Genomic DNA, 26,738 nt, shown 5'->3' on the forward strand with positions numbered 1-26,738 from the left:
TCAATGAGCAGTAAAAAAGGACTTTTGACAAGATGCAAAAATTGCAACTCCTCGATTCTTTTCGCACTTGCAAAAATACCTGCCGCACTGCACATAGGAAAGGCCTTTCAGGCATCCTCTCCTAAAAACTTTCCGGGCTGGCCTTCGGGCTGGCCCTTTTTTTATTCGTTCCGGGGTTCTCGATGGCCCCTTTCCCTCCGCCCCGACGTTCCCTATCTCGTTTGCCAGCGAACAGAACGGGGAAGTCGAAGTGGCCGACGAAGAAACCGCAGGACGTAGGATACAGGTGGCCAACGCCCGGCCCGAGGACGCGGGAAGGGGCCTTGCGCGCCTTCCGCTGGCGGTGATGACGGAACTCCACCTTGCGGAAGGCGATGTGATCGAGATCGCCGGCAAGCGTTCCACCCCTGCGCGGGTGGTGCGGCCCTATAAGGAGGATGAGGGGCTGGACGTCCTGCGCCTCGACGGGCTTCAGCGCGCCAATGCCGGCGTCGGATCGGGTGATTTCGTCGTCATCGGTAAGATCGATCCCCGGCCTGCCCAGCGCGTCGTGTTCGCGCCTGCACAAAATAATCTGCGGCTGCAGGGCAATCCGGAGGCTTTGAAGCGCGTCTTCTTCCAGCGCCCGCTGACCTCCGGCGATATCGTCGCGACGTCGGGGCAGCAACAGGTGCCGCCCGGCGACATGCCGCCCCAGTTGCGCCAGATGCTGGCCGCGCCGGCCTATGCCTTGCAGGAAATCCGCCTGGTCGTGGTGTCGACCGTCCCCAAGGGCATCGTCCATATCGACGCCGATACGGAGGTGGAGCTGCGCGCCGAATATGAGGAACCGCGCGAATCGCGGCGCGCCGACGTCACCTATGACGATGTCGGCGGCATGGCCGAGGCGATCGACCAGCTGCGCGAGATGGTGGAGCTGCCGCTGCGCTATCCCGAACTGTTCGAGCGACTGGGCGTCGATCCGCCCAAGGGCGTGCTGCTCCATGGTCCGCCGGGCACTGGCAAGACGCGTCTTGCCCGCGCCGTCGCGAATGAATCGGAGGCTGAATTCTTCCTGATCAACGGGCCGGAGATCATGGGTTCGGCCTATGGCGAGTCCGAAAAGCAGCTTCGCGAGATTTTCGAGGCGGCCGCCAAGTCGGTGCCGTCGATCCTGTTCATCGATGAGATCGATTCCATCGCGCCCAAGCGCGGCAGTGTGACCGGGGAAACGGAAAAGCGCCTCGTCGCCCAGTTGCTGACCTTGATGGACGGGCTGGAACCGCGCACCAATCTGGTCGTCATCGCCGCCACCAACCGGCCCGAAGCGATAGATGAGGCGCTGCGCCGGCCCGGCCGTTTCGACCGGGAAATCATCGTCGGCGTGCCGGACGAGCGCGGACGGCGGGAGATTCTGGGCATCCACACCCGCGGCATGCCGCTTGCCGACGGCGTCGACCTGGGCGAACTGGCGCGCATGACCTATGGCTTTGTCGGCGCGGACCTGGCGGCGCTGACCCGCGAGGCGGCGATCGAGACCGTGCGCCGCTTCATGCCCCGGCTCAATCTGGAGGAAGGCACGATCCCCCCCGACGTGCTGGAGGAACTGTCCGTCGCGCGCGACGACTTCATGGCCGCGATCAAGCGGGTCCAGCCTTCCGCCATGCGCGAGGTGATGGTGCAGGCGCCCAATATCGGCTGGGCCGACATTGGTGGCCTGGACGATGCGCAGATGCGCCTCAAGGAAGGGGTGGAGCTGCCGCTCAAGGATCCCGACGCCTTCCGCCGCATCGGCATCCGCCCGGCCAAGGGCTTCCTGCTCTACGGCCCGCCCGGCACCGGCAAGACCCTGTTGGCGAAGGCGGTGGCGCGGGAAGCGCAGGCCAATTTCATCGCCACCAAATCCTCCGACCTGCTCAGCAAATGGTATGGGGAGAGCGAACAGCAGATCGCCCGCCTCTTCGCCCGCGCGCGGCAGGTGGCGCCGACGGTCATCTTCATCGACGAACTGGACAGCCTGGTTCCCGCCCGCGGCGGCGGCCTGGGCGAACCGCAGGTGACGGAGCGGGTGGTGAACACCATCCTGGCCGAGATGGACGGGCTGGAGGAATTGCAGTCCGTCGTCGTCATCGGCGCGACCAATCGGCCGACGCTGATCGATCCAGCGCTGCTGCGGCCGGGCCGGTTCGACGAACTGATCTATGTTCCCGTGCCCGACAAGGCAGGCCGCAAGCGCATCCTGTCCATCCACACGGGCAAGATGCCGCTTGCCGACGATGTCGACCTGGATGTGCTGGCGGAGCGTACGGAGCGGTTCACCGGGGCCGATCTGGAGGATCTGGTCCGCCGCGCCGGCCTGGTCGCCTTGCGCCAGTCCCTGTCGGTCGACCGGGTCACCCAGGCGCATTTCGAGGCCGCGCTGGAGGACACCCGCGCCTCCGTCACGCCCGAAATGGAACGCGAATATGAGCAGATCCAGGCGACGCTGAAGCAGAGCGTGATGCAGATCGATCCCATCGGCTTCGTATCGCCCGGCATGTTGCGGACGCGAACCAGGGATTGAGAGGTGCAATATGTTCCCGCGACGGCCGGTCCGGGAACATATTGTCGCGCCAGGTCAGGTCATGTTTTTGGCCCGGCGGCCTGCCTTACCCTCTGGCCTATTTGTCTTTCCCCGGCGAAGTCGCTTGCATGGCCGTGCGATTTTTGCGAGTCGGACAGGCAAGGCAGACAGGCGAGAATGAATGGCCTCCATCCCTTTGAAGAAAAAGAACCGGGCCGTTTCCGGAAAACCATCCTCCACCTTCCTGGGTCAATGGAGCATGTTCCTCCGGCAGTTCATCAAGCATCCCGGCATGATCGGATCGGTCATCCCGTCTTCGCGGATGTTGGTCGACAGCATGCTGGAGGGCGTGGACTGGCAACGGACACGGCTGTTCGTGGAATATGGTCCGGGCGTCGGGACGTTCACGCGTCCCATTCTCGACCGGTTGCATCCGGACGCGACCCTGTTGGCGATCGACCTCAACCTCGACTTCGTCGCCTATCTGGAGGCGGAGATCGACGATCCCCGGCTGCGCATCGTCCATGGCTCGGCCGCTGACGTCCGTCGCTTCATCAAGGAGGCGGGCTATGCCCAGGCGGACTATGTCCTGTCCGGCATTCCCTTCTCTACCCTGCCCGAAGGCGTGGGGGAGGCGATCTGCGCCGAAACCCGATCGGTGCTGAAAACCGGCGGGGCTTTTCTGGTCTATCAATATTCCGGCTATATGCGGCGGCTGCTGTCGCCGCTGTTCGATGAGACCGTCGACCGGGTGGAGTGGCGCAACATTCCGCCTTGCCGGATGTTCACGGCAGTGAAGCGCGAAATCCTGGCGCAGGTGGCCTGACTTCCCTGTCATCCTGTTGAATCTGCATCGGGATTTTTATCGTCCGGCAGGTTTGATCCCCTATTTGGGGTATGCGCCTCGCGGAGTTGATCACTAAGCGCCGGCACAGGCAGACCTTCTGCCTCCGGCGGCCGGGTCATATTGCGACCCGTGGCCCGGTTGCCGGCTATGCGCGCCCGATTGTTGTCGCATCGTCACAGCACAGGGTTCGCCCCTCCACGTGATGAAGCGCTCTCCGCTTTGCGTGCAACGATGGTTTCGCTTCGACCGGCTTTCATGATAAGGCCCGGCGCATAACACGGCGAGATAGTTCATGAACGACCTGACCCAGACCCCCGAAATGCTGATCGCGATGATGGGCGCCCGCGCCCGCGTGGCGGCGGCTCAGCTTTCCACCGCCAGCGACGCGCAGAAGATCGACGCGCTGCGCCGCGCTGCGCAGGCCCTGCGGGACCAGGCGCCGCAGATCATCGCCGCCAATGCCCGCGACATGGAAAATGCCGCCGCCAACGGCCTGTCGCCCGCCATGCTCGACCGGCTGAAACTGGACGAGGATCGCGTCCTTGCGACCGCGGCCGGCGTGGAACAGGTGGCGACGCTGGACAATCCGCTCGGCAGCGTGATCGACAGGCAGGTTCGCCCCAATGGCATGGAACTTTCGCGCGTCCGTGTGCCGCTGGGCGTGATCGGCATCATCTATGAAAGCCGCCCCAATGTGACCGCCGATGCCGCCGCGCTCTGCCTGCGTGCGGGCAATGCCGTGATCCTGCGCGGCGGCAGCGAGGCGAAGGAAAGCAACCGCGCCATCCACGCCGCGATGGTCGAGGGGATCGCCGCCGCCGGCCTGTCCGCCGATGCCGTGCAACTGGTCCCCACCACGGATCGCGCCGCCGTGGGCGCGCTGCTGAAAGCCGCGGAGTTCATCGACCTGATCGTCCCCCGGGGCGGCAAGAGCCTGGTCGCCCGCGTGCAGGAGGAGGCGCGCGTGCCCGTGCTCGCCCATCTCGACGGCATCAACCACAGCTATGTCGACGGCGCGGCCGATCCGGACATGGCGCAGAAGCTGGTGGTGAACGCCAAGATGCGCCGCACCGGCATTTGCGGCGCGACCGAGACGGTGCTGATCGACAGGGCCTATGCCCAGGCGCCCGCCATCGTGAAGGCGCTGCTCGACGCCAAATGTGAAGTACGCGGCGACGAAGCCGTGCAGGCGATGGACAGCCGGGTTGCGGCGGCCGCGGACGAGGATTGGGACACCGAATATCTCGACGCCATCGTCTCGGTGCGGGTGGTGGACGGGCTCGATGAGGCGCTCGCCCATATCGCCGCCCATGCCAGCCACCATACCGACGCCATCATCACGCAGGATGCCGAAAGGGCCGAGCGCTTCCTGAACGCGGTCGACAGCGCGATCGTGATGTGGAACGCCTCCACCCAGTTCGCGGACGGCGGCGAATTCGGCTTGGGCGCGGAAATCGGCATTTCGACCGGGCGGCTCCATGCAAGGGGTCCGGTCGCGCTGGAAGGTCTCACCACCTATAAATGGCTGGTGCGCGGAACCGGCCAGACCCGGCCGTAATAAGTGTCGTGCTCCTGCGGAGGCAGGAGCCCAGTCCCGCCCTCCGTGGATTATCGGACGGCCTGAATTGATCTCCTGCCTCCGCAGAAGCACATCGCGCCAGGCTCAGCCCTTCACTGCGCCGTCGATCGCCTTCAGCGTCTCCAGCATCGACCCGACCCACTCGATCGGCAGCATCACCGGCCCGTCCGAAGGGGCATGGTCCGGGTCATCATGCGCCTCGGCAAAGATCGCGGCGATCCCCGCCGCCACGGCGCTGCGCGCCAGCACCGGCGCAAATTCCCGCTGCCCGCCCGATGCCGAACCCAGCCCGCCCGGCTGCTGCACCGAATGGGTCGCGTCGAACACCACCGGATAGCCCGTCTGCGCCATGACCGGCAACGCGCGCATGTCGCTGACCAGCGTGTTATAGCCAAAGCTCGCCCCCCGCTCGGTCAGCAGGATCCGTTCGTTCCCGGTCGAGGCGACCTTCTGCGCCACGGCCGCCATGTCCCAGGGCGCAAGGAACTGCCCCTTCTTCACATTGACGACGGCGCCGGTCCGCCCGGCCGCCAGCAGCAGATCGGTCTGGCGGCACAGAAAGGCGGGGATCTGGAGTATGTCCACCGCCTGCGCCGCCGCCTCCACCTGTCCGGCCTCATGCACATCGGTCAGCACGGGGCAGCCGAAAGCCGCCTTCACCTCCGCCAGGATCGCCAGCCCCGCATCGATCCCGACGCCACGCTGCCCCGACACGGATGTCCGGTTCGCCTTGTCGAAGGAGGATTTGAAGATGAACGGCACGCCCTTCTGCGCGGCGATGCCCGACAGCCGTTCCGCCATCATCATCGCGTGATCGCGGCTCTCGATCTGGCAGGGACCGGAAATCAGGACGAAGGGCAGGTCGTTGCCGACGGTAACCGGCCCGATCAAAACATGCTTGGCTGTCATCATGGCGCTCACTTCGGCGCTTTGACGAAACGACGCAAGAGCAGGCCGCGCCACAGCCCCTTGCCGGGATGATAATTCCAGCAGAACCAGCCGGCGTTTCGGCCGTATCCGCGATGGTCCAGGAAATAGCAGTAATCGCGTTCGGCTGTCGTCATGGCCCGATGTGGACAGGGGCCAGGGAAAAGTTCAAGCGTAAAGTCTTCCACCTCGCCGGTTTCGATCCGCGCGGTGCGCGCTTCTACCACCAAATGTATCGCGAGCAGGCGGAGCCGAACCGATCAGCCGCCCGACGATCCGGCCAAGGACGGGCATGAAGCTGATGTTCGACGCTATTGGGGTGTGACGGATGGGTGGAAAGGGGACCCGTTGAAGGGATGCAACGTGTTCCTGCGCAGGCAGGAACCCAGTCCACCTGTCAGAACTGGGCTCCTGCCTGCGCAGGAGCACGACAGCGTTTGCGGAAAGGGGTTGGTTTGCGGAAGGTCGGGTTTTGACGCGCAAAGGTCAGTTAGCCGACACGGGCGTGCCTATCTCAATCCCACCACAAATACCACCACTCCGATGACATGAGCGTCGCTGCAAGCGCAGACACCGTGCCGACACCTTGGTCTACGATGTCGGGGCAGTATGCATATTGATCTTTGGCGAGTGCCGTTGCTCGTTGGCGGGTGATCGGTCGCCTTCCCGCTCGCAAGTTCATCGTGTCGCCGTTGAGGCCAACCAGCTCCACGCCGAATTGTTCATGCCATGTCCGCAATGCTGCGACATGATATTCTGGAGGCGGGCAGGCGTTCCAGTCCCCCCATCGCAGATAGGCTGGAACCTCCCAACTCGACCTAGTCGGGATGAGTATAATGTGGACCCTGTCGTGGAATTTGCCGGAGAGGATGTCGGTTGCGATGGTCGGCCCCGGAGGATCATTGTCCACCCTCGATGGCCACGAGCCTATTGGCGCGGTCAGGTCTTCAGGTTTGTATGCGCCTGACCACGTTTGCAGATCGGTGGGAAACCGTAGCGTTGTGGCGGCTGTCAAAATCTCATCGGGCGAACGCAACGACAGGCCCGGTATAGTTGCACCTGAAACAGCATGGTCAGCTATTGTAAACTGGCCTGCGATTTGTTCGAGGTCTTCATCGTCACCGACGATAACCGGCCACCCTCGACCCGCCCCTTTCAACTTCTCCCACTCTATCAACGCCGCTGCGCCCGGAACAGTGATCCGTTCATACTTGAACGCTGCCATCATTCGAGCATGCATGGCTTCATATTCCGCCCGCTGCTTAGGCGTTAGATGGCTGAGGTCAGGGTTCATCTGCTGAGCTTGGCTCCCCCGTGCGCCGAACAGACCCACAGCCGCAATTCCGCCAATCACTGATCTTCGCGTCAATGTCATGCTAGCAGCATCGCACACGATCTTTAATGTCTGCAACGGGCGTGGCAAAGATCGATAACAAAAGGCAAACAATGGTCGTAAGCCGACATCGCGGCACGCCGTTCGCCAAAGCACCGTAGCGCAAGTTCGACGCACGGGCCCTTTTTCTCTCTTGCCCGATTAACTGTCGATAATGCTCCTTAGGTAAGCGCTGTGCGCCAGAAATGCGATCGAGCCGGGCTCGGTGATGCCCACACGCGTCCGTGGCCGCTTGCCAACGAAATCCTTTTCGATCGCCACATAGCCTGCCGTCTCCAGCGTCGAGAGATGCGTCGAGAGATTGCCATCGGAAGCGCCCGTCAGTGCCTTCAACCGCGTAAACTCCAGGGGTCCATCCTCCCGCGCTGCATTCAGCGCGGCCATGATCTTCAGCCGCAGCGACTGGTGGATCACTTCATTCGGCGCCGTCATGGTCATGCCCGGCGCAGCCAGAGGCCGCCCAGAACCAGGCCACCGCCGCCGGCCGCTGCGATCCAGAAGGCGATCGCTTCGCGTTCGACGATGAGCCCCAGGATCAGAAGCGCGAACATCGCCGCACCGATCCAGCGGAAGCGGGGCAAGCCCAGGCTTCCGAGCAGGACATAAACGAACGCCGCCACCAGCCCTGGAAAAGCGAGAAAAACGAGCGGATCGGCGGGCTGGAACAACAGCAAGCAGGTGGCGATGAACGCCATTGTCGTGGCGATCAGCCACAGAATATGCGCCGCCTGAACCGCACCCGCCGCCGGATTGCTGGCCACCGAGCGCTGCGCCCGCAGGGCGACGATATAGCTGGCGATCGCCCCGACCAGCCCAATCGGCACCCAGACCGACCCCCAGCGTTCGGGCGGAAGCAGCCCGCAGGCGGCGTAGCCGATCGCCCACAGGACACCGCCGAGCACTAGATGCGGGCTCGCCTTGGCATAAGCGCTGCCCGCGCTGGTGCGGCGATGGACCTGCTTCATATCGCGCAGAGCTTCGGCGGCTTCGGACTTGCTGATCATCATATCGACTCCGGTTGACACATGATCCTATGGAGCAAAAAAGTACTTTGTCAAACAAAGTTATTTGTTGATAGATGTCATGAAACGCAGTGTCGCTCTGCTTTTCCCTAAACGAGCTGCGAGTTTCACGATCGATCGCGCGATCCGCGAATGACTAGAATCCCAGGATCGGAACCCTCTCCGCCAACATCGGCATCCCCTGTGTCCCAAAGGTAACAGGCTCCTGAAAAACCATCCTATTTCCTCGAACCGGCGGCAGATTCAGCCTGTCCTATTCCGCCCGGCCCGGCCTAAGCCGCAGCCCTCTTTGAAACGTCCGACACATTGTCACCCGGCCTACGCGCGCCCAGGCACGCGCGCGCATATGGTGTGAACTTCGACGGAAAACAGCGGAAATATCAGCCTTTTATCCGCCCCACCATTGCCTGCCCGGCCACACGCTGCCGCAGATAGCGGCGCTTCAACAGCACGCTCGCCACCAGCAGCGGCACGCCCAGCATGATGCAGATCGCGCCCAGCATCGGCGGCCAAAGCCCGAACAGGCTGTGCATGTTCAACGCGGATGGCGCCAGTACCAGCAGGAAGCCCGCCGTCAGCAACCATAATCCCCAGCGGCGCGGCCTGACCGCGATCATGCGCATCTCGTGCCGGTGCGCCTTGCGCCCTTCCTTGGTCGACAGATCGGGATGCTTCATCGCGGACCACTAAAGCGGAAAAGGCGACCTGCTGTCCAGCGTCAGAACGGGGCTTTCGTTCGCTCTCCGCTTGGGCTACATGCGGGCTATCCCCGGGGGACCGTCCACAGGCGGTTGAGAGGCGGCTGACGTGGCCGCGACCCGCTGAACCTGATCCGGATAAGACCGGCGTAGGGAGGGAACGGCTTGTTCGCTTGCAGCAACCCGCGCCCGCCCTCCGCCCCGATGCGAAGAAGAGGACGGCAAGCCATGGACAGCATTTCCGTCCTGACCCTGCGTCTGGCCGAAGCCATCGGCCTCTACATGATCGTCATCGGCATAGGCGGCCTCGTTGCGCCGCAACGCTGGCGGCAGATGATGGACGATCTGGAACGCTCGCCGGGACTGGTGATGGCGCTCGCCTTTCCGGTTTTCGCGGTCGGCGCGGCGCTCGTCCTTATCCACAGCATCTGGCGCGATCCGCTCTCGATCGTCGTTTCGGCCATTGGCTATGTCGCGCTGATCGAAGGGGCGCTGCTGCTCGCCATTCCCGACCCGCTGCTGAAGATCGGCCGCTGGTCGCTCAATTCCACACGAGCCTGGGCGATCGCCAGCATCGTTCTTGGCATTCTCCTCTTCCTCGCCGGCCTTACCGGCCGCGCCACCGTCATCGCCTGAAAGGAAAGCATATGGCCGACGTTCCAGCTCGCACCGAAATGCGCGTCACCACCGGACCCATTCGCGGATCGCGCAAGATTCATATCGGCCCCCTGAAGGTCGCCATGCGGGAGATCGACCTGGAACCCGGCAGCGGGGAGCCGCCCGTCCGCGTCTACGACACCTCCGGCCCTTATACCGATCCCGATGCCCGGATCGACATCATGGCGGGCCTGCCGCAACTGCGCCGCGACTGGATCATCGGCCGGGGTGATGTCGAGGAATATGACGCCCGTGCCATCCTGCCTGAGGATAATGGTCTGAAGGGTCCGGACCGCAGCGGCGGCGTTCAGCCCTTCCCCAACACGGTCAAGCGTCCGCTGCGCGCCAAGCCCGGCATGAACGTTTCCCAGATGCACTATGCCCGCCGCGGCATCATCACGCCGGAGATGGAATATGTCGCCGAGCGCGAGAATCTGGGCCGCGCCCGCCTCGCCGAATATGTCCGCGACGGACAGGATTGGGGGGCGTCGATCCCCGACTATGTGACGCCGGAGTTCGTCCGCGATGAAGTCGCCCGCGGCCGCGCCATCATCCCCAGCAACATCAACCACCCGGAATCGGAGCCGATGGCGATCGGCCGCAATTTCCTGGTGAAGATCAACGCCAATATCGGCAACAGCGCCGTCGCCTCCGACGTGGCGAGCGAAGTCGACAAGCTGGTCTGGTCGATCCGCTGGGGTGCCGACACGGTCATGGACCTCTCCACCGGCCGCAACATCCACGACACGCGCGAATGGATCATGCGCAACTCGCCCGTGCCGATCGGCACCGTGCCGATCTACCAGGCACTGGAAAAGGTCGGTGGTATTGCCGAGGAACTGACCTGGGAAATCTTCCGCGACACGCTGATCGAGCAGGCCGAGCAGGGCGTCGACTATTTCACCATCCATGCGGGCGTGCGCCTGCCCTATATCCCGATGACGGCGAAGCGCGTCACCGGCATCGTCTCGCGCGGTGGGTCGATCATGGCGAAATGGTGCCTCGCCCATCACAAGGAAAGCTTCCTCTACGAGCATTTCGACGAGATCACCGAGATCATGAAGGCCTATGACATCGCCTACAGCCTTGGCGACGGCCTGCGCCCCGGATCGATCGCGGACGCCAATGACGAAGCGCAGTTCGCCGAACTCTACACGCTGGGCGAACTGACCAAGCGCGCCTGGGAACAGGATGTGCAGGTGATGATCGAAGGGCCGGGCCATGTGCCCATGCACAAGATCAAGCAGAATATGGACAAGCAGCTTGAGGCCTGCGGCGAGGCGCCCTTCTACACATTGGGGCCGCTCACCACCGACATCGCACCGGGCTATGACCATATCACATCGGGCATCGGCGCGGCGATGATCGGCTGGTACGGCACGGCGATGCTCTGCTACGTCACGCCCAAGGAGCATCTGGGCCTGCCCGATCGCGACGACGTGAAGGTCGGTGTCGTCACCTACAAGCTCGCCGCCCACGCCGCCGATCTGGCCAAGGGCCACCCCGCCGCCAAGGTCCGCGACGACGCCTTGAGCCGCGCCCGCTTCGAGTTCCGCTGGCGCGACCAGTTCAACCTGTCGCTCGATCCCGACACGGCCGAGAAATATCACGACCAGACGCTCCCGGCGGAAGGCGCCAAGACTGCCCATTTCTGCTCCATGTGCGGCCCCAAATTCTGCTCGATGAAGATCACGCAGGAAGTCCGGGATTTCGCGGCGAAGCAGAACCAGCCGGCAGACAGCTTCATCGCGGCCGAGGATGCGGAAAAGGGCATGAAGGAAATGAGCCAGGTCTTCCGCGAAACCGGCGGCGAGCTGTACATGGGTGCCGGCGGCCGCGAGCATGATTGAGCGCGCGGCTGCCTCTGGCCAGGCGTGATTGACCGGGACGCTGGTCGGGGGCGGTCCTGCTCCTGACTGGCGCTCCGGCAGAGGCCGTGCCGCAACAGGGCGCGTAAAGCCGGACTTGTCCCGGCCGAGCCCGCCAGCACAGCCAAGGTGTTGACAGCGCACCCGGCCAATCAAAGGTGATCGACTGGCGCGCGTTTTTCGATTTTCGGCTAAATTCGGGCTGCACTGCCCTCAAAAAGGCAGGAAAACTGGAGCGGGCGAAGGGATTCGAACCCTCGACCCCAACCTTGGCAATTTTGAAATCTTGATCCGCTGTGGCGCGATTGAACACGATATATCACTAAAAACAGTAACTTGCGAATATCCGCTTTCGCCACCACACGCTGCCATAGCCGATAAAACACCCTTTTCTGCTTACGTATTGCTTACTTTTGGTCTAGAAGCGACCCGCGTAAGCAAGCGGTACACGCAGGATCGAGGCGGACATGGCAAAACTCACCAAGAAAGCGATCGACGCCCTGCCGATCCCCTCGAAGGGACAAACCTTCCATTGGGACACTGAAACTCGGGGCTTTGGAATCCGCGTTGGCGCATCGGGGGCGAAAACCTTCGTCATCCAGTATCGCAACGTCGATGAGCGCTCCCGTAGGGTCAAGCTCGGCCGGTATGGCATTTTCACTGTCGAGCAAGCGCGCGATCTGGCCAAGATCAAGCTAGGTGAAGTTGCGGCTGGCGGCGACCCTGCTGAGGCAGTGGTCCAGGCTCGCAAGGATGTCACCGTTGCCGAGTTGTGTGATTGGTATCTGGAAGAGGCCCGCGCCGGCCGCATTCTGGGGCGGCGCAACAGACCCATCAAGGCCTCGACTCTCAATATGGACGAGAGTCGGATCAAGTCACACATCAAGCCGTTGGTCGGTCAGCGCAAAGCGCGCCATCTGACGGTCGCTGACGTCGAGGCAATGCAGGCCGACGTCGTAAATGGAAAAACGGCGAAACCGCGCGCCGGCGGTCGCGGCGGTGTCAGCACTGGCGGCGCAGGCGTCGCTCCCCGCGTGGTGAGTACGCTTCAAAGTGTGCTTGGCCATGCGAAGCACAAGGGATTGTTGAAGGAGCATCCGACCAAGGGCGCCCGTAAACTCGCGACCAACAAGAAGAAGCGGCGCTTGAGCGTGGCTGAGATCGAAGATCTGGGCGCAGCAATGGCCGTGGCTGAGCGTCACGGAGAAAACCCAGTGGGGATCGCCATCATCAAGCTTTTGTTGCTGACCGGCTTCCGGCGCCAGGAGGGTCAGGCCATGCAACGCAACTGGTTGAACGCAGGGGGAGGCTATGTGGCGTTCCCTGATACGAAAGGGGATGCGCAGCTCAGAGCGATCGGTGCCGCCGCGATTACTCTGATACAGGGTCAACCCGCTGTAGCCAGCAATCCCTATGTATTTCCGTCTGCGGGTACCGATGGTCCGATCACGACTGCGCGGGATTGTCTCGCGCGTTTATGCGCAATCGCCAAGATCGCCGATGCCACGCCGCATACGCTGCGACATACATTTGGCAGTGTCGCTGGAGACCTAGGTTTTTCCGAGCTGACCATTGCCGCGATGCTTGGACATGCCGCTCAAACGGTAACGCAGGGCTATATCCATGTGGACGAGGCGCTGCGACTCGCCGTGGAACGGACGTCAGGCGAGATCGCCACTATCCTGCACCGTGGAGAGGCCCGTAACGACAAAGCTCATGATCAGAATGGCTCGTTATTGTCATCTTCGTAGCCCTCGTATGAATCCTCGGGCGCGTAGTATTCCGATGCATCATAGGTTTGGGTCTTAATGTAACGATCACCCAAGCCCACCACCGAAATACGTGACAGCCCGTGGATCTTGAGCCCGCAAGCTACGCATTGGAACATGTAAGGCAGGTGCTCCTGTCGTTCGGAAATCTCGTCACCATCCAACTGCCTGTGGGGCTCGGCGATCGGCTCCCCGACAACAAGCGCGGCGTTCTTGCACGCTGGGCATTCGACGCGATGTCCTGCCTCCCGCGAGGCCCACAGGCCTGCCCGTGCGGCCAGACTCTTCTTTTCTTTCGCGGTTTTCGAGTCCCACACCTTGCGATGCGCCTCGACGTCTCCAAGGACGGACTTCGCCGCAGCATCAATTGCCGCTTCGACCTCCTTCTTGGCTACCTTCGCCTGATCCGCGCCAATAAAGTCCTTCAGTTTGTAGCCCATTGAGGTGAGGAGTACCTGACTCGCCCGGTAAAACTGGCCATGCCACTGGGACCCATTGACGCCATCGTAGGGCAGCGCGCCCGAATGCAGTTCCTCATTGCGTCGCCCCGTGTGCGCCACACAGAAATTTTCGAGTTCCACATCGAAGTCGGGAAGGAGCGTCCGCAACCGCATGAGAACGGTAGTCGTGCCCACTGAGTTGGGCGCGAATTTCGCTTCGAAGGGTGGAAAACCCAGCGCATGGGTCAGGTTGGACCACCTCTGGGCATCCGCCAACAGGACTGGCGAGATATTGGCTAGTGCAGCGCGCGCGAGCAGTTCCAGGCACAGGCCAGACCACAAGGCGTGTTCCCAGCTGTCACTTGCGCAGGCATGCATCTTTTCTGCGTAGCGCACCGCCTTCTTGTAGAGCGCGTCGGCCGACCATGCCGCCGGCAGTTCACCAGGAACGACTGTCTGCTTCAATGTACGTCCTCCAGATAGACACGTTCAATTACACGATCTCGACATGCCAAAGGGATCGGGGAGCGGGCATGTAGCATGCGCCGATTATCGATAATCAGCGTATCCCCGGGTCGGCAAAGGGCGACTTCCATTGGACGTGCCAGTGCGATTGCATCGGTCATCGAACACATCGCCGCTTCGCCCGCGCTGCTTGCCGGTTTCAGGTATTCCGGGTCCCATCGCAGCTGGCCTTGCCCGACGTGCGGCTCCCAGATCGACATGAGCGGTCGCCTGCCGTTGCGTGGACGCCGAGGCTGAACCAGGGCTCTGGTCAGCAGCGAAGGGCCGACCGCTTGAATTATCTCCGCGCCGTCAATCAATTGGGTGCGCACCGCCTCATGACCGCGAACACAGCGCAGGAGCAGATAGGGAGGAGGCGCCAGATGGTGCGCAAGGTCGGTGTGAAACGGGAATTCGTCGAAGCCATAACGGCCGCTGTAGGTGTTGGGTGACCCGATACTGGCCGCCGTAGGTATGAGGCGATGTAAATGGCCGACAGGTCCAGAGCACCGACGCCCTAGCACATCGACAACATCGTTGCTTCCGGCTTCAGCGTAGAAGCTTGGCATGAAGGCAAAACCACGCGTGCGCAATTTAAGCAAATATCTCGGCATTCCGTTACATTACGCAGGAGGCTGAGCTTAGTCGATGAAGATGCTAAGGCGCAAATCATTCAACACCTGATATACACCTTAGCTGCGCCGGAAGTGAACGCCCTATCCCGTAAGAAACTGTTGGACGGGACGCAATCCCGGGTCAGCAGGACTTTCGAATCTGCCGGACCGATTGCTCATTCGCGGGCCTTGTCTATCGCAGCAACCACGCCGACCAATTGGTCTCTCAGCCCAAGAATTCCCACGGCGAGGACGAGATCCGGTCGGTCGGCCAATTCCAGCACCGCCTTGAGAACGATGTTGGAATGTCGCATCAGAACCACCAGATTATCAGCGCTGGGGCCGTTCTTGCCGTCGAACCAGTTGCGCACCGCGCGCTCGTTTGAATGCGTCAGGCGGGCGACTGTCTTGACCGCTGACGGCGTTGCGCCAAATTCCGCCCGCAGTGCTGCCGCGATCACTTGCGCCAGAGACTCCGGCGTGATCGCCGGAAAAGCTTTTCCGTTTTCCGACTGAATCTTTCGGTCCTTCTTGGTGAACGACATTCGCCCCTCCTCTCGATAAGTTTTTGAGGAGTTTAGCGTGTCTCCTGGGAGCGAACTGGAAGCATCGGCCGTGACGAACACTTCAGGCAATAGCGATGACAAGCCTGAACGCCTGATCCGGGCGGCACAATATGTGCGCATGTCGACCGAGCATCAGAAATACTCGACCGAGAACCAGGCAGAGATCATTGCAGATTATGCCGCGTGCCGTGGCTTCGAGATCGTTCGGACCTATGAGGATTCGGGGAAGAGCGGCCTCAAGCTGGATGGGCGCCTCTCACTTCAGAAGTTGATCGCCGATGTCCGCTCGGGGAACACCGATTTCGAAGTGGTCCTCGTCTATGATGTCAGCCGGTGGGGCCGCTTCCAGGATGCCGACGAAAGCGCCTATTACGAGTTCATCTGCCGGGAAGGCGGGATCAAGGTCCACTACTGTGCAGAGCAGTTCGAGAATGACGGCAGCCTGAGCGCCACGATCATCAAAAGCATGAAGCGGGCGATGGCCGGCGAATACAGCCGGGAATTGTCCGCCAAGGTCTTCACGGGACAGTGTCGGCTTATACGGCTTGGCTTCAGACAGGGCGGACCAGCAGGTTTCGGGCTGCGGCGGGTGCTGGTCGATGAACATTGCAACCCAAAGACCACGCTCGAACGCGGCGAGCAGAAGAGCCTGCAAACAGATCGCGTTATTCTCCAGCCCGGCCCGCCCGAGGAGGTCGAGATCGTCCGGCGCCTATACCGGATGTTCGTTGTTCAGCAGCGAACCGAAAGCGAAATCGCCGGAATACTGAATGTCGAAGGGTTCCTGACCGATCTCGGCCGTCCATGGACCCGAGGCACGGTCCACCAGATCCTGACCAACGAAAAATACATCGGTAACAACGTCTACAACCGGGTGTCATTCAAGCTGAAGGCCAAACGGGTCCTCAACCCGCCCGACATGTGGGTCCGCCATGACGGCGCCTTCGAGCCCATCGTCGAGCGGGACTTCTATGAGGCGGCGCAGCGCATCATAGATGCCCGCAGCAAACGCTATACCGATCAGGAACTGCTCGACCGACTTGCGGCCCTGCTGGCCGAGAAGGGTTGGCTTTCAGGGCTGGTCATCGACGAAGTCGAGGACATGCCGTCGAGCATGACATTCCGCCACCGGTTCGGGAGCCTTGTGCGGGCCTATGAGTTGGTCGGCTATTCGCCTGCGCGGGACTATCGATACATCGAAACCAACCGTGCCTTGCGGGCGCTCCATCCTGACGTGGTCCAGGAGGTGATTGCCGGGATCGAGAGTGCTGGCGGCTCAGTTCGCCGAGACCCGGTTTCCGATCTGCTGCACATCAACGAGGAATTCACGGCGGCGCTGGTCATCGCCCGTTGCCAGGTTAGTCCCGCAGGAAGCCTACGCTGGAAGATCCGGTTCGATCAGGGCCTTCGGCCGGGAATTACGATCGCGGTGCGGATGGAAGATGATAATCGCGCGATCCGGGACTACTACCTTCTCCCTTGGCTTGACCTCGGCAAGACCCCTGACCTCAGGCTGGCGCCCGAAAACGGCATTCTGCTCGATGCCTATCGGTACGAGACACTCGATGCGTTCATGGATTTGACACGTCGTGCGGCGCTGAGAGCGGCGGCATGAGCAACGCCAACCCCGAAATCCGCATGGTGCCCGTAGACCTCATCACGATTCTCAATCCGCGCGTCCGGAACAAGCGCATCTTCCAGGAGCTGGTCGACAGCATTGCCCATCTCGGCTTGAAGAAGCCGATCACGGTTAGCCAGCGTCCGGGCAAGACCCGCTACGACCTCGTCTGCGGACAGGGGCGGCTCGAAGCGTTCATTGCGCTTGGGCAGGCCGAAATCCCGGCCATCATCGTCGATGCCTCGGAAGAGGACTGCTATGTCATGAGCCTGGTCGAGAACCTTGCCCGGCGGCAGCACAGTCCGCTGGAACTCGTCCATGCCATTGGCGCGCTGGCGGCTCGCGGCTATTCCCACAATGAGATCGCAGCCAAGGTCGATTTCTCGCCCGAGTATGTTTCCGCCATTTGCGTGCTTCTCGACAACGGGGAAGAAAAGCTGATTTCTGCGGTGGAACGCGGCGTCATCCCGCATACCATCGCCATGGAGATTGCCCGGGCTAAGGATGGCGAGGTCCAGCAAGCTCTGGCTCAGGCCTATGAGGAAAAGGCTATCCCGGGCAATCAGGTGCTCGCGATCCGGCAGATCATCGAGCAGCGCAACAGCAGCGGCAAGCAGATGCACAAGCGCGGTCAAGGCCCATGGCGGTCACGACCGGTGACATCGGAAAGCCTCATCCGCTCCTACCAGCGCGAGACGGAGCGCCAGAAGCTGCTGATCAAGCGGGCGTCCCTTGCCCGCAGCCGACTCCTGTTCGTGACCAATGCCATGCGCCGCCTGCTGACGGACGAACATTTCGTCACGCTGCTGCGCGCCGAAGGGCTTAACAGCATCCCGCAGGCACTGGCCGAGCGGATCGGACCGGTGGAGCGACCATGAACAGCCCCGTCAAAATCGCTTTCGAGCAGCAAGTACTCCAGATCCCGATCAGCAAATTGCTGGCAACGCGGGTTCTGCCCAAGGGCATGCATGAAAGCGCAAAATACCGCCGGATCGCCGCCTCCGTGGCGGAAGTCGGGCTTATCGAACCGATCTCGGTCGCTCGTCAGAAGGACGGGACGTTTCTCATCCTTGATGGCCATGTCCGCCTGGATGCGCTGCGCGCACTTGGGGCGACGGAGACCGCCTGCGTCGTGGCCAGTGACGACGAGTCCTTCACCTACAATAAGCGGGTGAACCGCCTCGCCACGGTCCAGGAACACTATATGATCGTGCGGGCGCTCGAGCGCGGCGTGTCCGAGGAAAAACTCGCCCGCGCACTGAATGTCGATGTGAAGGTCATCCGGCAACGGCGCCATCTCCTCTCGGGGATCAGCCAGGATGTAGCTGAACTGCTGAAGGACAAGCCGGTCGGCCACAATGCCTTCCAGAAGCTGCGCAAAATGAAGCCGATCCGCCAATTGGAAGTCGCCGAACTCATGGTGTCGGCCAACAACTACACATCGTCCTACGCCAAGGCGCTGCTTGCGACCTCAAAGCCCGCCGACCTTCATAAGCCGGACGACCTCAAGAAATCGACAGGTCTTTCGACCGAGCAGATGGCCCGGCTCGAGCGGGAAATGGCTTCGTTGAACGATGACTACAAGGAACTGGAGGTCTCCTACGGCGATGACATGCTGGTGCTTGTCGTCGCGTCAGGCTTCCTTGAGCGTTTGATGTCGAAGCCCGAGATCGAGAGATTTCTGGAGACCCGGCACCCGGAGTTTTCCGAGAATTTTCGAGCCATCGTGCAGGCGACTTCGCTCGATCATGCATCCACGGTTTGAAGGGCAATAGCGTTTCGGGGACCGGGACCCTTCAAGCGCCGGGACCGTCGGAGAAGCCGCCGCAAGGGGCGGATCAAGGGCGGTGGCGGGAGTGGCGGCGAACCCGCAGGAAGCCCGCTAGGTCAGTCGTCATAGGACTGACTGCATGCCGCAATTTCGGTATGTTCATCATAGGAAGGGCGCGCCGGTCTAGGGACAAGAGGTCGTCGGCGCGCCCAGGTGCGCAGTTCGTCCAGAGCGGACGCAAAGCCCCGTCCGAGACGGCGACGCTAGCCTTCGGGCCAGCGATCAACTCTCGGTAGCTGGGACGGACGCCCAGTCTTCGAACCCTGCCATCAGGTCGTCCGGGGGCACAATGCGACCTGCTTGATCGACGAACGCGACGCTTATCTCAGAACCGTCCGATTTGCGCATCAGCCTCATCGGCGGCGTTCGTCCTTGGCCGACCCACCGGTCCGACCATTGGCGCATCGCCAGAAAAGGTAGCCTCAGCGCCTCGCCCATTTCGGTGAGGAGATATTCCTTTCGCGGTCGGCTCCCGTCCGCCTTGTAGTCCTGCTGGACCATCAGCCCCGAGGCGACGAGGCGCTTGAGGCGATCGGCAAGAACGGTCCGCGGTATGCCGATCTCGGTGTGGAAATCATCATAGCGACGCACACCAAAGAGGGCGCTGCGCAGGATGAGCAATGACCAGCGATCCCCTAGGAAATCGAAGCTTGCTGCGAGCGTGCAGCGGCTGATGTGGATCGGGGACTGACGTCGAAACGGGGGTGTGGCCATGCGTTGGAGAATATCTGGGTTGCAAAAGCAAATCCAGCGTCTATGTCTAAGTATGTAAATTGGACTCAGAATAGGTTGATAAGCGAGGAGGCGCGCAGCGATGAGGGACACGAATCTGGCCGTTATCTGGCCAACAGTGGCGATGGCTGCGGTGATATTCTCGGTCTGGTCGGTGCTTCTGCGGCAGCGCTTCGCCCATATTGCCGCCAACCGGCCGACGGCTGCCGACTTCGCTAGCGCGGAAGCCGTTGGGCACTATTTTCGCCCCGTCGAACGGCCCGCGCAGAACCTGGCCAACCTGTTCGAAATGCCCGTGCTCTATTTTGCTCTGGTGCCCCTGCTGATCGTGACGGGCAGCGCTTCGGGCATACAGGTTGCGCTGGCCTGGGTCTTTGTCGCCCTTCGGCTGGTGCATAGCATCATCCATATCGGCCCCAATACGATCAGGACCCGTGCTCGCGTCTATATTGCCTCGAGCGTCGCGTTGTTCGCTATGTGGCTGGGCTTCGTCGTGGATATCCTAGCCCACACTGGAGTCCGGATGTGACCACCCCTTTGGAAGGCGTAGATGGATTCCATGTCCTCATCATCCATGAGGTCGAGGACTACGAGAGGTGGAAGGCGATCTTCGATGATGCCGCGACGATCCGGCGGGAGGCGGGCGAGATAGCCTATCAGCTTCTGGCCTATGACACGGATGCAAGGCGCGTCGTCCACTTTTCTCGCTGGACCTCGCTGGACGCGGCGCGCGCTTTCTTCGAATCCCCGAGGTTGGTCGAGATCCGGCGTGTCGCGGGCGTTTGCGCGCCGGAATTCCTCTATCTCAACGAAATCGAAGCAAAAATCCTCTGACGCACGTGAACGCGTCAAACTCTCTTCAAGGAGTGCAGCGATGATTTCCCATGTCTTTGTCGGCGCGAATGACCTTGATCGGGCGAGCGACTTCTATACCCCGATCATGGGTGAACTGGGGTGGCGCCGTCGGCATTCCGAAGCCCCCTCGCATCTGGTGATCTGGAACCCGGCGGAGTCGACCCGCCCGCTTTTCGTACTTGGTCCGCCTTTCGACGGGCAAGCGGCCGATCCGGGCAACGGCGGCATGGTGGCCCTGCTGGCGCCTGATCGCGCCACGGTCGACCGCACCTACGCGATCGCAATAGCAGCCGGCGCAACGAGCGAGGGCGCCCCGGGTTTACGACCACAGTATCACGCCCATTACTACGGTGCCTATTTCCGGGATCTCGACGGCAACAAGATATGCATTGTCTGTCATCAGGCCGACAATTCTTGACGATCACGCGGAGGCATATCGCATGACCACTTCTCCGCCGGTGCCACGCCGCGCCATGGACATCGCGCCACGTGCGAAGCCCTCCAACTACCCGCCGCAGTTTGCCGCGCGCGTATCCGGTCGGGTCAAGCGCCAGCTTGGCGATGCCTTTGGCCTGTCGCGCTTTGGGGTGAACCTCACCGTGCTGCCGCCGGGCGCGCAATCCGCCCTGCTGCATCGGCATACAGAGCAGGAAGAGTTTATCTACATCCTCTCCGGTCGTCCCACTCTGCGCACCGACGCAGGCGAGGTTCCGCTGGCACCGGGGATGTGCATAGGGTTCCCGGCGGGCGGCATGGCCCATCATCTGGTCAACCTTACCGGGGAGGACGTCCACTATCTAGAAGTGGGCGACCGGAGTGTTACCGACCAAGGCGAATATCCCGAGGATGACCTGGCCGCCGCATGGTCCGAAGGCGGCTGGCGCTTTACCCGCAAGGATGGAACCGCGTGGTGAGCGCACAAACTTCGATCAAGCGCCGCACAGCAGGGGATGTGCTGGCGGCCAAGGGGGGCGAGAAACTGGTCGCCCTAACAGCCTACCATGCCCTCAGTGCATCATTGGCCGACCCACATTGCGATATCCTGCTTGTCGGCGATTCACTGGGCAACGTGTTGTATGGTTTTGAATCGACGCTGCCGGTGACGCTGGAGATGATGATCGCCCATGGGCGCGCTGTTGTGGCCGCAACCAGCTACGCACTTGTGGTCGTCGATATGCCGTTTGAGTCCTATGAGCAATCGAAGGAGCAGGCCTTCGCATCGGCAGCACGGGTAATGAAGGAAACCGGTTGTGGGGCCGTCAAGATCGAGGGCGGCGTTCACTTTGCCGAAACGATCGCTTTTCTGACAGCGCGCGGGATCCCCGTCATGGCCCACATCGGCCTGACGCCGCAGTCCATTCACACTCTGGGCTCTTTCAGGGCGCGAGGGCGTGAGGAAGCGGCCAGTTTGGCGCGGTCCAACGCGCCGGGCTCGATTGAGGCTGATGCGGAAGCCGTCGCGGCTGCCGGAGCTTTTTCCGTCGTGATCGAAGCGGTAGTTGAACCGCTGGCCCGGCACATTTCAGCCAGAATCACCATTCCGACGATCGGCATCGGCGCAAGCGCCGCCTGTGACGGGCAAATTCTGGTTCTGGAGGACATGCTGGGCATGACCGAGCGAACGGCTCGCTTCGTTGAACGGTTCGCCAATCTCAGATCAACCATGGACGCAGGGATCGCTGCGTTTTCGTCTGCGGTGCGCAACGGGGCATTCCCCACTCAAGACAATCTCTATGGGGCCAAGACGTGAGCGGTGACTGCGACGTTCCCAAGGGTATTGATGACGCGGGCCTTGAGTTCGGCGGTGGGCATGCTCTGGGCTTGCCCACGGGTGCAAGTATAAATCTGGCACCCATTTGAAATCGCGACCAAGGAATCCAGCCGCCGTAATCGGGCAACTCACTCTCGCTCAAATGGTCCTTATGAGCATTGCGTCGCCCTGCTTTCGCCAATTGCGAGGTTCAGCTCAAGTGCCGGAAGGACGCGGTTCTGCCGGGATCACGTATTGAATTGCGGCACATCCGCTATGTGGTCGCTGCCGCTGACCATGGCAGCTTCCGCCGGGCTGCAGCCGCTCTTGGCATTCAGGAGTCGGCCGTCAGCCGTCGCATTCGTGACCTTGAAGGGCGACTGGGCACAACCTTCTTCATCCGCTCTCCTGGTGGCGTAAAACTCACACATGCAGGCAAGCAGTTCGTCCAGCGCGGACGCAAAGCGCTGTCGGAGATCGGCATAGCGAAGGCCGAAGTCTCGGCCATTGGCCGCGGAGATGACGGCCACCTGAAGATCGGCATATTCTCGTCATTGGCCTCGGGATTCCTTTCCGAGCTCGTCCAAGCTTTTGGCGAGCGACATGCGGCAGTGCAACTCACCTTCATCGATGGAAATCCGGCCGAGCATCTGGCGGCGATCCGCCAGCACCAGTTGGACGTCGCCTTCATTACCGGCGCGGGCTCGTGGCCGGGCTGTGCCAGCCAGCATCTCTGGTCCGAACGGGTATTCGCAGTTCTGCCCACCCATCATCCCCGCGCAGGTGACCTGAAGGTCAACTTCGAGGATCTGGCCCATGAGCCATTCATGGTGAGCGAGGCTGCGCCGGGAGAGGAAATCCACGACTACCTGGTGCAGCGGATCGCCAGTCTCGGAAGGCATCCAGACATCCATCAGCACCTGGTTGGACGCGATAATCTGATGCAATTGGTTGCGTTGGGGCGCGGGCTTACGGTCACGAGCGAAGCCACCACGGGAGCACTGTTCCCCGGCGTCGTATTCCGGCCCATCGAAGATGAAGTTCTGCCCTTCTGCGGGGTTTGGTCGGCGAGCAACGGCAACCCCGCGCTGGCAGGTCTTCTCGACCTGGCCCGCTCAATGACCAGTGCGGTTGAACAATCCGCGTTCAATTTCCGATTCCCCGGCAAGGGGGACACCGATCCGTAGAACCTTTGGTTCCGATGAGGTGAACGCGGAGCAGGTCGATTGCCCGTGTCCGAAACATGTATGCAAATTTCGGACCGCAGTCCCAGGCTATCAATCACCGGTTCGGTGTTGGGCACCGCGCCGGACTTTGGCAAAGCCCCGATCCGAGGCGATGAAGCGCTCAAGCATCGGCACGATCAAACGGATCGGATCTGTGGTCACATGTCCCGCCTCGCGGCCGAGTATCGCAGCATAGGCGACGAGATCGCGGTGGAGGTTTGCCGGCAGCTCCAGTGTGACCTTGACCGGCTTGTCGTCTGCGATCGGACCAAGTTTCAGCTTTGCCATCTCAGCCTCCATAGGGTTCGAGCACAAGGTCGCGCGTCACCATCACCCGGACCGGAAATCCGGGTCTGACGGTTAGAGTCGGCGCGATGCCGAGCTGCCGACTGACGATCTGCTGGCCCGTCTGGCTGATGCTGTTCGAGGCTCCTGAGCGCAGCGCCTGCAACAGGCTGCTCTCGTTCTGGCTGGTTCCTGCCTCGGCGCCCACCGAAAGCAACGTCGAAAGCGCCGCGGCCTTGAACATCTCGCCCCAGTGGAAATCGATGCCATCTTCCAGGCCCGCATAGCCCTCCGCATTGGCACCGGGCTGCCGTTCAAGGACGATGGAGCGGCCGTCGGGCATGATGAGACGGTTCCAGACCAGCAAAACCCGGCGCTGGCCGAAGCCGACGCCGCTGTCATACTGGCCGATGATCCGGGTCCCTTGAGGCACCAAGAGGATACGACCGGTAGGGCTATCGTAGACGTTCTGCGTGACCTGCGCCGTGATCTGGCCGGGCACGTCGGAGCGGATGCCGGTGATCAGGGCAGCGGGAATGACTGCGCCCGCCTGAAGCACGTTGGCGGAAGCTGGCGCCATGACCCGGTCTGGTGCAACCGTGCGCTTTTCGGGGCTTTGCCCAAGGAAAGCCAATTGCCGGTCCTGCGCTGTTGGTGTGGCCGACTGCGGTGCGAGACCCAGCCCGGCCGAATCCGTCGCGCTTGGAGCTGCTACCGGCGGGGACGAAGACGACAGGTTGCCGGAAACAGCCTGGGAAGCAGAGAACAGGCGAGCCGTCCGTGCCGCCTCCAATTCCTGTTGGCGGCGCTGGACTTCCGGATCGGGAGCAGCAGGCGCGGCAGTCAGTGGCGCCATACCCGGTGCAGGAACGGGCTGGCCGCCATTCTGGGCATTGAGTATCGGGCGCCCGAGATCGCCGGGCAGCGGCGGCCCAAGCCGTGGGACAGCGCTGTAATCCTTGGGCAGTCCCGCGAGGCCATCAGGCGCGCTGCGACCGTCCGTCGTGTACAGTTCCTCGGTCGCCTTGCCGCCGTGCTGGGCCTGGAGCGCATAGATCAGCGCGCCACCGATGCCGAGGCCGGTCACAATGCCGACCCCGGCCAGCACCTTGCGTGATAGGCGGGTCACGCGGGGCGGTTCGGACCGCAGTCGCATGCGGGCAACTGGTTCGCCGACGAGCGGCAGCGCGCCGTCGCCGTCTTCCGCATCCGGCGGGGCAGTACCCTGCGCCACCGCACCATCCTCCCTTCCGGGTTCATCTTGTTCGGTCACGATCCCGGCCTCCCGTCCGAGCGGGAGATCCGGACCCGCTGCTGGCGCTTGCCAGACCCGAAGCGCAGTTCCGCAGCGGCAAAGAGCCGGTCGACGATCATGTAGTTGGCCCGGACCCGGTAGTTCACCAGCTCTGAGGTATTGCCTTCGGGGCCGACGACGAAGATCGGCGGCATCTCGCCCTGGGCGACGCCCCGTGGGAATTCGATGAAGACCTGGCGACCGTCGTCAAATGCCCGCAGAGGCTTCCACGGCGCACGATCGCCCGCGATCTCGTAGCGGAAATTGACGCGGGTGAGATCGATACCCGATGCGACGGGCTCGGCGGCCCTTGCCTCGGCATTCTGCCGGCGGAGCGCGATGAGCTGGTCCTGCGGATACTGCCACGAAACCGACGCCATGTAGGTCTTCCCGGTGGAGCGCAGCTCGATGTGGTAGGTGCGCGACGTGGTGTTTATGACGAGGTTCGTCATTAGCGATGCGCGCGTCGGCTTGACGAGGATGTGGACCTGCCGCGATGCGCCGACGCCGCTTTCTGTGTCGCCGATGATCCAGCGAACCGTGTCGCCGGCTGCAACGGGGCCGGCGCCGACGAGCTGTTCGCCCGGTTGCAGGCTGATGTCGGTGATCTGCCCCGGCGCGGTATAGACCTGATAAAGCGCCCCATCGACGAACGGGTAGACCTGGATGGCGTTGATGAAGCCGTTTTTGACCGGCTGCATGCGCGCTGCGGCGTTGGCGGCGTTCACGCGCGAGGCTGGATCGGCCAAGTCGGACGTAGACGGCCCCTCCCCGCCGACTGGCTTTAGCTGTCCCGGCAGCGGGAGTACCTGCGGCATTTCGACGACGCTGACGGGCGCCGGTGGTTCGACCGCTTGCACGGCTGCGGGCGCATCGTCGAAATTGATGGCAGGCGGCTTTTGCACCGTGGCGCAGCCGCCCAGCGTGGACGTGGCTAACAGGAACGGCAGCGCAGATCTGCGCACGGCGGGGATGGCTGCGGACAGGAAAGCCGGGAACCATACGCTCGGGCTCCAGGCTTTGCGTAAGGTGGGTGTCATTGTCCAAGCTCCTTCGACCAGTTGATGGCGTTGATGTAGATGCCGAGCGGATTGGCCCGGAGTTTCTCGGGATCGCGGGGCGGCTGCACGGCGATGGTGAGAATGGCGGTCCAGCGCTCGGTCGCAGCGAGCGCGCCGTCCTGATAGGTTCGCTGGACCCAGGCGACGCGGAACGAACTGGGCGAAGCCCGGATGACGCTGGAAACGTCGATCGCGACCTGCGTCTTGCCGACTTTGGCGAAGGGGTCGTTGGCACGGGCATAGTCCCCCAGCGCGAGAGCCCCGGCCTGTGTCGTGAAGTCGTAGGCGCGTAGCCAGTTCTGGCGCACGATAATGGGATCTGCCGGAATGCTGCGGACCTGCTCGATGAAGCGCGCGAGATAGAACGCAATCTGCGGATCGGTTGGCTGATAGTCGGCTGTCGCGGGAGCGACGGCCTGAGCCTGCCCCAGATGGTCGACCTGCACCACCCAGGGAACGATCGAACCGCTGGCGGTCTGCCAGACGAGCGCTGCGGACAGACCTGCCGACAAGGTTAGTGAACCGAAGGCCATGATCCGCCAATTGCGGGCCTGGACGCGGGCCGAGCCGATGCGGTCATCCCAGACCTGGCCTGCACGTTGGTAAGGTGTCTCGGGTTCGGGCGATTTGCCGTAGTGGGTCGATGGTCGTTTGAAGATG

Annotated in this window: 29 protein-coding genes and 1 riboswitch; of the genes, 15 read left to right on the plus strand and 14 right to left on the minus strand. The window is 62.3% G+C overall.

Annotation, left to right across the window (positions count from 1 at the left end; all coding sequences use genetic code 11):
* Window positions 1-250: 250 nt before the first annotated feature.
* From ACN9MX_RS13220 to ACN9MX_RS13230, 3 genes are all read left to right on the plus strand, one after another.
* Entirely contained in the window at window positions 251-2,542 is a 2,292-nt protein-coding gene (locus tag ACN9MX_RS13220; RefSeq protein WP_363738659.1) for a CDC48 family AAA ATPase, read from the plus strand.
* A 181-nt stretch (window positions 2,543-2,723) separates the two neighbouring features.
* Window positions 2,724-3,368 (plus strand): class I SAM-dependent methyltransferase, encoded by a 645-nt coding sequence (locus ACN9MX_RS13225; protein WP_363738660.1) that lies wholly within the window; start codon window positions 2,724-2,726, stop codon window positions 3,366-3,368.
* A 313-nt stretch (window positions 3,369-3,681) separates the two neighbouring features.
* Window positions 3,682-4,947: a glutamate-5-semialdehyde dehydrogenase gene (locus ACN9MX_RS13230; RefSeq protein WP_363738662.1), complete on the plus strand. Its 1,266-nt coding sequence runs from the start codon at window positions 3,682-3,684 to the stop codon at window positions 4,945-4,947.
* Between the two features lie 105 nt (window positions 4,948-5,052).
* On the opposite strand, the gene kdsA is transcribed toward ACN9MX_RS13230, so the two are convergent.
* From kdsA to ACN9MX_RS13260, 6 genes are all read right to left on the minus strand, one after another.
* Entirely contained in the window at window positions 5,053-5,880 is an 828-nt protein-coding gene (kdsA, locus tag ACN9MX_RS13235) for a 3-deoxy-8-phosphooctulonate synthase (RefSeq protein WP_363830681.1), read from the minus strand.
* 5 nt (window positions 5,881-5,885) lie between these two features.
* A complete protein-coding gene (locus ACN9MX_RS13240) occupies window positions 5,886-6,125 on the minus strand; it encodes a hypothetical protein (protein ID WP_414714662.1) in 240 nt (79 codons plus the stop codon).
* A 284-nt stretch (window positions 6,126-6,409) separates the two neighbouring features.
* Window positions 6,410-7,189 carry a DUF4253 domain-containing protein gene (locus ACN9MX_RS13245; RefSeq protein WP_363830683.1) on the minus strand — a complete coding sequence of 260 codons (780 nt, stop codon included), beginning with the start codon at window positions 7,187-7,189 and terminating at the stop codon, window positions 6,410-6,412.
* 240 nt (window positions 7,190-7,429) lie between these two features.
* A complete protein-coding gene (locus ACN9MX_RS13250) occupies window positions 7,430-7,720 on the minus strand; it encodes a winged helix-turn-helix domain-containing protein (RefSeq protein WP_363830686.1) in 291 nt (96 codons plus the stop codon).
* Between the two features lie 2 nt (window positions 7,721-7,722).
* The gene (locus ACN9MX_RS13255) at window positions 7,723-8,295 is read right to left on the minus strand and encodes a hypothetical protein (protein WP_363830689.1); all 573 of its coding nucleotides are present in this window, start codon (window positions 8,293-8,295) and stop codon (window positions 7,723-7,725) included.
* Window positions 8,296-8,690: 395 nt separating this feature from the next.
* Entirely contained in the window at window positions 8,691-8,987 is a 297-nt protein-coding gene (locus tag ACN9MX_RS13260; RefSeq protein ID WP_363738667.1) for a hypothetical protein, read from the minus strand.
* An 83-nt stretch (window positions 8,988-9,070) separates the two neighbouring features.
* Window positions 9,071-9,181: riboswitch (TPP riboswitch) on the plus strand.
* A 55-nt stretch (window positions 9,182-9,236) separates the two neighbouring features.
* Between ACN9MX_RS13260 and ACN9MX_RS13265 the strand changes: the two genes are divergently transcribed.
* From ACN9MX_RS13265 to ACN9MX_RS13275, 3 genes are all read left to right on the plus strand, one after another.
* A complete protein-coding gene (locus ACN9MX_RS13265) occupies window positions 9,237-9,644 on the plus strand; it encodes a DUF2065 family protein (protein ID WP_363738669.1) in 408 nt (135 codons plus the stop codon).
* Window positions 9,645-9,655: 11 nt separating this feature from the next.
* Window positions 9,656-11,515, plus strand: coding sequence for a phosphomethylpyrimidine synthase ThiC (gene thiC / locus ACN9MX_RS13270; RefSeq protein ID WP_363830692.1), 1,860 nt, complete (start codon window positions 9,656-9,658; stop codon window positions 11,513-11,515).
* A gap of 485 nt (window positions 11,516-12,000) precedes the next feature.
* Window positions 12,001-13,284 carry an integrase arm-type DNA-binding domain-containing protein gene (locus ACN9MX_RS13275; RefSeq protein WP_426387046.1) on the plus strand — a complete coding sequence of 428 codons (1,284 nt, stop codon included), beginning with the start codon at window positions 12,001-12,003 and terminating at the stop codon, window positions 13,282-13,284.
* Here ACN9MX_RS13275 and ACN9MX_RS13280 read toward each other — a convergent pair.
* The 3 genes from ACN9MX_RS13280 to ACN9MX_RS13290 form a co-directional block, all read right to left on the minus strand.
* On the minus strand, window positions 13,254-14,207 hold the full coding sequence (locus ACN9MX_RS13280; protein ID WP_426387047.1) for a hypothetical protein: 954 nt from the start codon (window positions 14,205-14,207) through the stop codon (window positions 13,254-13,256). The two genes, ACN9MX_RS13275 and ACN9MX_RS13280, sit on opposite strands and share 31 nt — an antisense overlap.
* Window positions 14,204-14,860 carry a TauD/TfdA family dioxygenase gene (locus ACN9MX_RS13285; RefSeq protein ID WP_426387048.1) on the minus strand — a complete coding sequence of 219 codons (657 nt, stop codon included), beginning with the start codon at window positions 14,858-14,860 and terminating at the stop codon, window positions 14,204-14,206. Before ACN9MX_RS13285 ends, ACN9MX_RS13280 begins: the two co-directional genes overlap by 4 nt.
* Window positions 14,861-15,036: 176 nt before the next feature.
* Complete coding sequence (locus ACN9MX_RS13290) at window positions 15,037-15,405, minus strand: hypothetical protein (RefSeq protein ID WP_426387049.1); 369 nt, start codon at window positions 15,403-15,405, stop codon at window positions 15,037-15,039.
* 37 nt (window positions 15,406-15,442) lie between these two features.
* On the opposite strand from ACN9MX_RS13290, the gene ACN9MX_RS13295 reads away from it, so the two are divergent.
* The 3 genes from ACN9MX_RS13295 to ACN9MX_RS13305 are packed head-to-tail and all read left to right on the plus strand — an operon-like array spanning window position 15,443 to window position 18,809.
* Window positions 15,443-17,041, plus strand: a complete 1,599-nt coding sequence (locus ACN9MX_RS13295; protein WP_426387050.1) for a recombinase family protein — start codon at window positions 15,443-15,445, stop codon at window positions 17,039-17,041.
* Window positions 17,038-17,922 (plus strand): plasmid partitioning protein RepB C-terminal domain-containing protein, encoded by an 885-nt coding sequence (locus ACN9MX_RS13300; protein WP_426387051.1) that lies wholly within the window; start codon window positions 17,038-17,040, stop codon window positions 17,920-17,922. The genes ACN9MX_RS13295 and ACN9MX_RS13300 overlap by 4 nt, the downstream gene beginning before the upstream one ends.
* Window positions 17,919-18,809 carry a plasmid partitioning protein RepB C-terminal domain-containing protein gene (locus ACN9MX_RS13305; RefSeq protein ID WP_426387052.1) on the plus strand — a complete coding sequence of 297 codons (891 nt, stop codon included), beginning with the start codon at window positions 17,919-17,921 and terminating at the stop codon, window positions 18,807-18,809. The genes ACN9MX_RS13300 and ACN9MX_RS13305 overlap by 4 nt, the downstream gene beginning before the upstream one ends.
* Window positions 18,810-19,097: 288 nt before the next feature.
* Here the strand turns inward: ACN9MX_RS13305 and ACN9MX_RS13310 are convergent, their stop codons facing one another.
* On the minus strand, window positions 19,098-19,589 hold the full coding sequence (locus ACN9MX_RS13310) for a winged helix-turn-helix transcriptional regulator (RefSeq protein WP_426387511.1): 492 nt from the start codon (window positions 19,587-19,589) through the stop codon (window positions 19,098-19,100).
* Window positions 19,590-19,689: 100 nt separating this feature from the next.
* On the opposite strand from ACN9MX_RS13310, the gene ACN9MX_RS13315 reads away from it, so the two are divergent.
* The 6 genes from ACN9MX_RS13315 (at window position 19,690) to ACN9MX_RS13340 (ending at window position 23,399) form a co-directional block, all read left to right on the plus strand.
* Window positions 19,690-20,136, plus strand: coding sequence for an MAPEG family protein (locus ACN9MX_RS13315; RefSeq protein ID WP_426387053.1), 447 nt, complete (start codon window positions 19,690-19,692; stop codon window positions 20,134-20,136).
* Window positions 20,133-20,441, plus strand: a complete 309-nt coding sequence (locus ACN9MX_RS13320; RefSeq protein ID WP_220428616.1) for an antibiotic biosynthesis monooxygenase — start codon at window positions 20,133-20,135, stop codon at window positions 20,439-20,441. The genes ACN9MX_RS13315 and ACN9MX_RS13320 overlap by 4 nt, the downstream gene beginning before the upstream one ends.
* 40 nt (window positions 20,442-20,481) lie before the next feature.
* Window positions 20,482-20,880, plus strand: a complete 399-nt coding sequence (locus ACN9MX_RS13325) for a VOC family protein (RefSeq protein WP_426387054.1) — start codon at window positions 20,482-20,484, stop codon at window positions 20,878-20,880.
* A 22-nt stretch (window positions 20,881-20,902) separates the two neighbouring features.
* Window positions 20,903-21,376, plus strand: coding sequence for a cupin domain-containing protein (locus ACN9MX_RS13330; protein ID WP_426387055.1), 474 nt, complete (start codon window positions 20,903-20,905; stop codon window positions 21,374-21,376).
* Complete coding sequence (panB, locus tag ACN9MX_RS13335) at window positions 21,370-22,212, plus strand: 3-methyl-2-oxobutanoate hydroxymethyltransferase (RefSeq protein WP_426387056.1); 843 nt, start codon at window positions 21,370-21,372, stop codon at window positions 22,210-22,212. The genes ACN9MX_RS13330 and panB overlap by 7 nt, the downstream gene beginning before the upstream one ends.
* A gap of 179 nt (window positions 22,213-22,391) precedes the next feature.
* Window positions 22,392-23,399 (plus strand): LysR substrate-binding domain-containing protein, encoded by a 1,008-nt coding sequence (locus tag ACN9MX_RS13340; protein ID WP_426387057.1) that lies wholly within the window; start codon window positions 22,392-22,394, stop codon window positions 23,397-23,399.
* A gap of 90 nt (window positions 23,400-23,489) precedes the next feature.
* Here ACN9MX_RS13340 and ACN9MX_RS13345 read toward each other — a convergent pair whose 3' ends face one another.
* The 4 genes from ACN9MX_RS13345 to trbF all read right to left on the minus strand — a co-directional run bounded on the left by ACN9MX_RS13345 (window position 23,490) and on the right by trbF (window position 26,737).
* Window positions 23,490-23,726 (minus strand): DUF2274 domain-containing protein, encoded by a 237-nt coding sequence (locus ACN9MX_RS13345; RefSeq protein WP_426387058.1) that lies wholly within the window; start codon window positions 23,724-23,726, stop codon window positions 23,490-23,492.
* Window position 23,727: 1 nt separating this feature from the next.
* Window positions 23,728-24,879: a TrbI/VirB10 family protein gene (locus ACN9MX_RS13350; RefSeq protein WP_426387512.1), complete on the minus strand. Its 1,152-nt coding sequence runs from the start codon at window positions 24,877-24,879 to the stop codon at window positions 23,728-23,730.
* A 113-nt stretch (window positions 24,880-24,992) separates the two neighbouring features.
* Complete coding sequence (gene trbG, locus ACN9MX_RS13355) at window positions 24,993-26,057, minus strand: P-type conjugative transfer protein TrbG (protein WP_426387059.1); 1,065 nt, start codon at window positions 26,055-26,057, stop codon at window positions 24,993-24,995.
* Window positions 26,054-26,737 (minus strand): conjugal transfer protein TrbF, encoded by a 684-nt coding sequence (gene trbF, locus ACN9MX_RS13360; RefSeq protein ID WP_426387513.1) that lies wholly within the window; start codon window positions 26,735-26,737, stop codon window positions 26,054-26,056. Before trbF ends, trbG begins: the two co-directional genes overlap by 4 nt.
* Window position 26,738 lies beyond the last annotated feature (1 nt).

This window comes from Sphingobium sp. R-21 (assembly GCF_049913335.1).
Taxonomy (GTDB): Bacteria; Pseudomonadota; Alphaproteobacteria; order Sphingomonadales; family Sphingomonadaceae; genus Sphingobium.